This is a genomic window from Vibrio fujianensis (genome assembly GCF_002749895.1).
GTDB lineage: Bacteria > Pseudomonadota > Gammaproteobacteria > Enterobacterales > Vibrionaceae > Vibrio > Vibrio fujianensis.
Genome location: NZ_NBUS01000051.1, coordinates 1 through 1114, shown reverse-complemented (window position 1 = coordinate 1114; position 1114 = coordinate 1). Strand labels below are relative to the sequence as shown.

Annotated in this window: 1 protein-coding gene; it reads right to left on the bottom strand. The window is 40.0% G+C overall.

The window, feature by feature from the left end:
* Nucleotides 1–191 precede the first annotated feature (191 nt).
* Nucleotides 192–992: a PhzF family phenazine biosynthesis protein gene (locus B7C60_RS13140; RefSeq protein ID WP_099612056.1), complete on the bottom strand. Its 801-nt coding sequence runs from the start codon at nucleotides 990–992 to the stop codon at nucleotides 192–194.
* Nucleotides 993–1114 lie beyond the last annotated feature (122 nt).

The following is a 1114-nucleotide window of genomic DNA, read 5'->3' as shown; positions in this document are numbered from 1 at the left end:
GTAAAGTTCGAAGGTACTGCTGTAAAAATAACTGACTCTTTTCTTCCATGATTCTCTGAACCTGATTAAAAACATAACGCCCGCTTAAGGGGCTGACAACGCTACTACCAAGTTTCCGCATAACACTGAAACCACCAAAATCAACGCACAGTAAAAATGCCACGCGTTGGAAGTCCCTCTTGAAGCGTTTGTTATGCAATTTTCATGCGGCCTTGAAAGACGGTTATTGCTTGCCCTGATAACTTAACTTGATTTTCACTCACTCGCTCTACGTCCACAAAACCACCTCGATTTGAGGCCTGATAACCTTTAAGATTCAATTTATTTAACTCTTTCGACCAATAAGCACACAAAGCACAATGCGCTGAACCTGTTACTGGATCTTCATTTACACCAACCCATGGAGCAAAATAACGCGATACAAAATCCACACCAGAATCTGATTTGGCTGTAACCAAAACACCACGACCTTTCAGTTTTGATAACCCACTGAAATCAGGCACAAGCTCGTTGAGAGTTGACTCACTGTTAATCACAACGAGTTGCTTATGATCAAACTCACCATAAGCGATTAAACTCGATTGCGATAGACCTAACAAATTGAGTATATCTATGTTTGGAGAGACGTTCATATCAAGGTTTGGTGATGGAAATAACAAATGAATATTATTTTCATCAAGATGAGCAGTCAAAATACCAGATAAGGTCTGAAACTCAAGAATATCGCCAGTTTTATACATTCCCTGCTCTTTTAAAACATGAGCTACCGCTAGTGTACCGTGGCCACATAAACTGACTTCAACTTCTGGAGTGAACCAGCGTAATTGCATCGTATCAAGTGACAAAAAAGCGGTTTCGGACACCGCCATTTCTGCAGCAATTGCCAACATTGTTGCTTTATCAAGGCTAGTATCAATAATGCAAACTCCAGCAGGATTACCCTTGAATACTTCTGATGTAAATGAATCTACCTGAAAAATTCCGACTTCCACTCAATATCCTTTTATTTATTGACGAGTTTAAATAAGTTGCATAACGCCCGCTTAAGGGGCTGACAACGCTACTACCAAGTTTCCGCATAACACTAAAACCACCGAAATCAACGCATAATAAA